This is a genomic window from Streptomyces sp. MB09-02B (assembly GCF_033794485.1).
GTDB lineage: Bacteria > Actinomycetota > Actinomycetes > Streptomycetales > Streptomycetaceae > Streptomyces.
Genome location: NZ_JARGEE010000461.1, coordinates 1 through 6,519, shown reverse-complemented (window position 1 = coordinate 6,519; position 6,519 = coordinate 1). Strand labels below are relative to the sequence as shown.

Annotated in this window: 5 protein-coding genes; all 5 read left to right on the top strand. The window is 70.6% G+C overall.

Annotation, left to right across the window (positions count from 1 at the left end; translation table 11 throughout):
- Positions 1–305 precede the first annotated feature (305 nt).
- Positions 306–1,688, top strand: coding sequence for a cation:dicarboxylate symporter family transporter (locus P1P70_RS37905; RefSeq protein ID WP_319245869.1), 1,383 nt, complete (start codon positions 306–308; stop codon positions 1,686–1,688).
- A gap of 202 nt (positions 1,689–1,890) precedes the next feature.
- Positions 1,891–2,319: a MerR family transcriptional regulator gene (locus P1P70_RS37900; RefSeq protein ID WP_319245867.1), complete on the top strand. Its 429-nt coding sequence runs from the start codon at positions 1,891–1,893 to the stop codon at positions 2,317–2,319.
- Positions 2,316–2,648: a thioredoxin family protein gene (locus tag P1P70_RS37895; protein ID WP_319245866.1), complete on the top strand. Its 333-nt coding sequence runs from the start codon at positions 2,316–2,318 to the stop codon at positions 2,646–2,648. Before P1P70_RS37900 ends, P1P70_RS37895 begins: the two co-directional genes overlap by 4 nt.
- A 186-nt stretch (positions 2,649–2,834) precedes the next feature.
- Positions 2,835–5,084 (top strand): HelD family protein, encoded by a 2,250-nt coding sequence (locus P1P70_RS37890; protein WP_319245864.1) that lies wholly within the window; start codon positions 2,835–2,837, stop codon positions 5,082–5,084.
- Between the two features lie 144 nt (positions 5,085–5,228).
- A partial coding sequence (locus P1P70_RS37885) for a cytochrome (protein WP_319245862.1) occupies positions 5,229–6,519 on the top strand: 1,291 nt, incomplete at its 3' end.

Below are 6,519 nucleotides of genomic sequence, written 5' to 3'. Positions count from 1 at the left end.
CTCGGGGGCTTGGAGATGTGTATCAGAGAAAGGTGGGAGAGCCCGCCGGCTTCCACCGCCGGGAGCCGGCGGGCTCTCCCACCCCATGGGAGCCCCGCTCCCACCGCCGGAAGTCCCCCAGCTGCCGGCTCCGGGAGCCCGCCGGCTCCCGATACCGGGAGCCGGTCTCCCACCGGGAGCCCGAGGGCTCCCACCCGGGAACCCGCCGGTTCCCACCCCTTGGGAGACCTTCTCCCGAATTCCCCCGGACGTGAGCCGCACGCCGGAACAGCGAGCCGACGACGTCGTCGACGAGGAGGGCAGCCGTGGCCAGCACCACTCATACGGCACCTACCGCACCCGCCAAGCGGGACCGCACCCACTACCTGTACATCGCCGTGATCGTGGCTGTGGCTCTCGGCATCGCCGTGGGTCTCATCGCCCCCGACTTCGCCGTCGAGCTGAAGCCCATCGGCACCGGCTTCGTGAACCTGATCAAGATGATGATCTCGCCGATCATCTTCTGCACGATCGTGCTGGGCATCGGCTCCGTACGGAAGGCCGCCAAGGTCGGCGCCGTGGGCGGTATCGCCCTCGCCTACTTCACGGCGATGTCGCTGGTCGCCCTCGGTATCGGCCTGGTCGTCGGCAACATCGTGGAGCCGGGCACCGGCCTCGCGGTCACCGACGCGATCAAGGAGACCGGTCAGGCGCAGGTGTCGGCGGAGGCCAAGGACACCACCGAGTTCCTGCTGGGCATCATCCCGACGACCATCGTCTCCGCCTTCACCGGCGGCGAGGTCCTCCAGACGTTGCTCGTCGCCCTGTTCGCCGGCTTCGCGCTCCAGGCCATGGGCGACTCCGGTCAGCCGATCCTGCGCGGTGTCGAGCACATCCAGCGCCTCGTCTTCCGCATCCTCGCGATGGTGATGTGGGCCGCCCCGATCGGTGCCTTCGGCGCGATCGCGGCCGTGACCGGTTCTGCGGGCCTCGACGCCCTGAAGAGCCTCGCCGTGCTGATGCTCGGCTTCTACATCACCTGCTTCCTCTTCGTCTTCATCGTGCTCGGCGCGCTGCTGCGGGTCGTCGCGGGCATGAACATCTTCACGCTCTTCAAGTACCTGGGCCGTGAGTTCCTGCTGATCCTGTCCACCTCCTCCTCCGAGTCCGCGCTGCCGCGCCTCATCGCGAAGATGGAGCACCTGGGCGTCAGCAAGCCCGTCGTCGGCATCACCGTCCCGACCGGCTACTCCTTCAACCTCGACGGCACCATGATCTACATGACCATGGCGTCCCTGTTCATCGCCGACGCCATGGGTACGCCGATGTCGGTCGGGGAGCAGATCCCGCTGCTGCTCTTCCTCCTGGTCGCCTCCAAGGGCGCGGCGGGTGTCACCGGTGCGGGTCTCGCCACCCTCGCGGGCGGCCTCCAGTCCCACAAGCCGGCCCTGGTGGACGGTATCGGCCTCATCGTCGGCATCGACCGCTTCATGAGCGAGGCCCGCGCCCTGACGAACTTCGCGGGCAACGCCGTCGCCACGGTCCTCATCGGTACGTGGACCAAGGAGATCGACAAGGAGCGGGTCAACGAGGTCCTCGCCGGGAACGCCCCGTTCGACGAGGCGACGCTGCTGGACGACGGCCACGGGTCGGCTGCGCCGGCTGCGGCCGCCGAGCCGGAGGGCGAGAAGGAGCTGGCCAAGGCGTAGGCCTTCCCGAGAAGGCGCCCCAAGACTCCGTACGGCCGGGTCCTCCCCCCGTAGACCCGGCCGTACGGACACCAGGCGGAACAACTGAACAACTCCAAGAACCACCGAGTGGCCAGGTCCTCCCCCTATAGACCTGGCCACTCGGCCTTTTCTGACGGGGCGCGTTTGCCTTGACGTCCGCGTCAAGGAATACCGTCCTCGTATGCGCATCGGGGAGCTGGCGGAACGGGCCGGGACGACGACACGGGCGTTGCGGTACTACGAGGCGCGGGGGCTGTTGCCCGCGCGGCGGGCCGGGAACGGATACCGGACGTACGACGAGGCGGATCTGAGGCTGCTGCGGCAGATCCGGACCTTGCAGGACTTCGGGTTCGACCTGGAGGAGACGCGGCCGTTCGTGGAGTGTCTGCGGGCGGGCCATCCGGAGGGTGACTCGTGCCCGGCGTCGCTGGCGGTCTACCGGCGGAAGCTGGACGAACTCGACGCGCTGATCGGCGAGTTGGCGGCGGTGCGGGCGTCGGTCGGCGAGCAGTTGGCGCGGGCCGAGCGGGCGCGGGAGCGGCTGGCGGCCGAGGCGGAGGCTCCGGGGGGTCCGGAGCCCGCGTGTGAACTGGGAGGCGGGGACCTGTGATCAGGGCTGCGGGTGTCGCAGAAGTGACGGACGCGGACTTCGAGGCGGAGGTGATCGGGGCGGAGCTCCCGGTGCTGGTGGAGTTCACGGCCGACTGGTGTCCGCCGTGCCGGCAGATGGGGCCGGTGCTGAGCGCGCTCGCGGCGGAGGAGGGGCAGCGGCTGAAGGTGGTGCAGCTGGACGTGGACACCAATCCGGAGACCACCCTCGCGTACCAGGTGCTCTCGATGCCGACGTTCCTGGTGTTCAAGGGCGGTGAGCCGCTGAAGGCCATGGTCGGCGCGCGGCCGAAGAGCCGGCTGCTGGCGGAACTGGACGACGTGCTCTGACATCGGCAGGAGAAGAAAAACCCCCGAGCGCAGTAGTAATTGCGCTCGGGGGTTTTCTCTGCGTATATTGAATAGTTCGCGACTTCGGAGATATCGGGTCGCAAAGAAGTTCAGTGAACACAGTATATCCGGGCGGGAGTGGAATTGTCAAACACCGGCTTTTCGCATGATTCACACGATGATGAATTGCGGCGCGAGCAGGAATTCATCGACGGGGTGTACGCCCGCGTGGACGCCCTGCGCGGTGAGACCGAGGGCTCCGTCACGGACGCGCTCGCCCAGGGCAACACACCCATGCAGGCCCGTCTGGAGCGGGACATCCTGGTCGCCGAGCGGTCGGGGCTGCTGGCCGCGCTGAACGCCGTCGACGGTTCGCTCTGCTTCGGCCGGCTCGACCTCGCCGACGGAGCCGTCCACCACATCGGCCGCATCGGGCTGCGCGAGGACGACACCGAGCGCACCCCGATCCTGATCGACTGGCGCGCCGACGTCGCCCGGCCCTTCTACCTCGCCACCGGCCACACCCCGATGGGGCTGCGCCGCCGCCGGCACCTCACCACCGAGGGCCGCAAGGTGACCGCCCTGCACGACGAGATCCTCGACCTCGGTGACGAGACCCGCACCGGCTACGAGGACCCCACCGGCGACGCCGTCCTGCTGGCCGCCCTCGACTCCGCCCGCACCGGCCGCATGGGCGACATCGTGCAGACCATCCAGGCCGAACAGGACCGCGTCATCCGCGCCCCGCACCAGGGCGTGATGGTCGTGGAGGGCGGCCCCGGCACGGGCAAGACCGCCGTCGCCCTGCACCGGGCCGCCTACCTCCTCTACGAGCAGCGCGAACTGCTCGCCAAGCGCGCCGTCCTCGTCGTCGGGCCCAACCCGGCCTTCCTCGGCTACATCGGCGAGGTGCTGCCGTCGCTGGGCGAGACGGGTGTGCTGCTGGCCACGGTCGGCGAACTGTTCCCCGGCGTCCGGGCCACCGCCACCGACACCCCGGCCGCCGCCCGGGTGAAGGGGAGCGCCGCCATGGCCGACGTCCTCGCGGCCGTCGTACGGGACCGGCAGGCGCTGCCCGACCCGGTGCTCGCCATCGAGCACGACCGCGAGATCCTCATGCTCGACGACGACCTCGTACGGGTCGCCCGCGACCGCACCCGCGAGGCGAAGCTCCCGCACAACGTGGCCCGCGAGCACTTCGAGGGCTACATCCTCAACACCCTCACGGAGATGGTCGCCGAACGCATCGGCACCGACCCGTACGACGGCAGCAACCTCCTCGACGCCAGTGACATCACCCAGATCCGCGACGAGTTGGCCGAGAACCCCGAGGTCTGGTCCGCCATCGGCCGGCTCTGGCCCCGGATCACCCCGCGCCGGCTGATCGCCGACTTCCTCGCCGAGCCGGACGCCTACCTGCCGGAGGCGGACGCCGACGCCGTACGCCGCCCGGTCACGCGCGCGTGGACGGTCGCCGACGTGCCGCTGCTTGACGAGGCCGCCGAACTGCTGGGCGAGGACGACCGGCCGGCGCGGGCCCGCGCCGAGCGCGAGCGGGAGACCCAGATCGCGTACGCGCAGGGCGTGCTGGAGGTGTCGTACGCGTCCCGGACCTACGAGTTCGAGGACAGGGAGGACATCGATCCCGACGGCGACGGCTCGGAGGTGCTGTCCGCGCACGACATCATCGACGCCGAGCGGTTCGCCGAGCGGCACGAGGAGGACGACCACCGCAGCGCGGCCGAGCGGGCGGCGGCCGACCGGACCTGGGCGTTCGGGCACATCATCGTCGACGAGGCGCAGGAGCTGTCGCCGATGGCCTGGCGGCTGCTGATGCGCCGCTCGCCGACCCGCTCCATGACCCTGGTCGGCGACCCGGCGCAGACAGCCGAGGCCGCGGGCGTCGGCTCCTGGGCCGACATCCTCGCCCCGTACGTCCAGGACCGCTGGGAGCACACCCGGCTCGGCGTCAACTACCGCACCCCCGCCGAGATCATGGCGGTCGCGGCCGGTGTCGTCCGCGCCGAGCGGCCGGACTTCGAACCGCCGAGCTCCGTACGGTCCACGGGCGTACGGCCCTGGGCGCGCCGCGCGGCGGCGGGGGAACTGCCCGCCGAGGTGGCCGAGGCGGTCGCCGAACTGACGCCCGCCGAGGGACGCCTCGCCGTGATCGCGCCGCGCGAGCTGCACCGGGCGCTGGCCGCCCGGCTGGACGACGTGACGGCGGGCGCGGAGCCCGACCTGACACGGACCGTCGTCCTCCTCGACCCCCGGCAGGCCAAGGGCCTGGAGTTCGACTCCGTCCTCGTCGTGGAGCCCGGGAGGTTCGGCACGAGCGATCTGTACGTGGCGCTGACGCGGGCGACGCAGGCGCTCGGTGTCGTGCACGCGGAACAACTGCCGAAGGCACTGGCGGAGTTGCCGACCCTGGCCTGAAGTGGGCGGGGGTGCCGCACTGGCGGGTACCGGGCAGGTGGCACCCCCGCCACCGTCACCACTGGTGCATCGGGGATCACCAAGCCGTAACAGTTGGCGTCATCGTCACTGCTCGTACACGGTTCATGCGGTATGCGTGTCGGCATGGAAACACATCCGTTCGCGGCCGCTCCGGCCGGCGGCCCCGGCCTGGAATCGCTGCCCGTGCAGCCGTTGCTGACCTCGGAGTTCGACCGGGACCCGGGCAGTGTCTACGAGCGACTGCGGAGCACCTACGGCCCCGTGGCACCCGTGGGGCTGATGGGGGTGCCGGCGTGGCTGGTTCTCGACTACCGCGAGGTGCTGGAGGTCCTGCGCAACGAGAGCGTGTGGCGGCGCGACGTACGCCACTGGCGTGCGCGGGCGGAGGGACGGCTGCCGAAGGACTGGCCGCTGCTCGCCGGGTACGAGGTCCGGCAGACGATGTTCTTCGACGACGAGGAGCACCGGCACGCACGGCTGAGCTACCACTCGGCGATGCGGCCCTTCCAGGACGGGCACTCGCCCGAGGGCTGGGAGCTGCGGGCGGCCGTCGCGCGCTACGCCGACGAACTGATCGCCGTGCTCGCCGCCGAGTCCGGGACCACCGGGTTCGCCGACCTCGCGGCGCAGTACACCCGGCCGCTGCTGCTCATGGTGACGACCAAGCTGTTCGGGTGTCCCGTCGACCTCGGCGACGAGATGGTCATGGACCTGTGGCGGATGCTGGACGGCGGGCCGGACGCGGGGCCGGCGACCGGGCGGGCGCTGGGGGCGATGACCCGGCTGGCCGCGCACCGGCGGTCCCGGCCCGGGGAGGACCTGACCTCCTACATGCTGCTGTCCGACCCGTCGCTCAGCGACGAGCAGCTCGGCCGTGAGCTGTTCATGAACGCGGTCTATCTCAACGACATCACCGGGAACATGGTCTGCAACACGCTGCTCGAGGTGTTGCGGGGGAACACGACCGTGCGGCGGAGCCTGTCCGACGGGCAGCTCGGGGAGACCGTGAACCGGGCCGCGCTGGCGAATCCGCCGACGGCCAATCTGTGCTTCCGGTTCGCGGCGCGTGATGTGCGGCTCGGGAACTTCCTGATCCGGGCCGGGGACATCGTGTCGCCGTCCGTCGCCGCGGCGCACCAGGATCTGTTGAAGATCGGCTCCTCGCACCTCGTGGACTCCGCGGTCAGTACGCGGGCGCATCTGGCGTGGGGGGCCGGGCCGCACCAGTGTCCCAGCGCCGCGCGGGAGTTGGCGGGGACGATCGTCACGACCGCGGTGGGGCGGATCTTCGAGCACTTCAGCCGGGCGGAGCTGACGCTGCCGCCGGATCAGTTGCCGTGGCGGTCGGGGCCTGTGGTGCGGGGGTTGAAGTTGTTGCCGGTGCGTTATGAACTGGCGGGGCACAGTTCGGTGC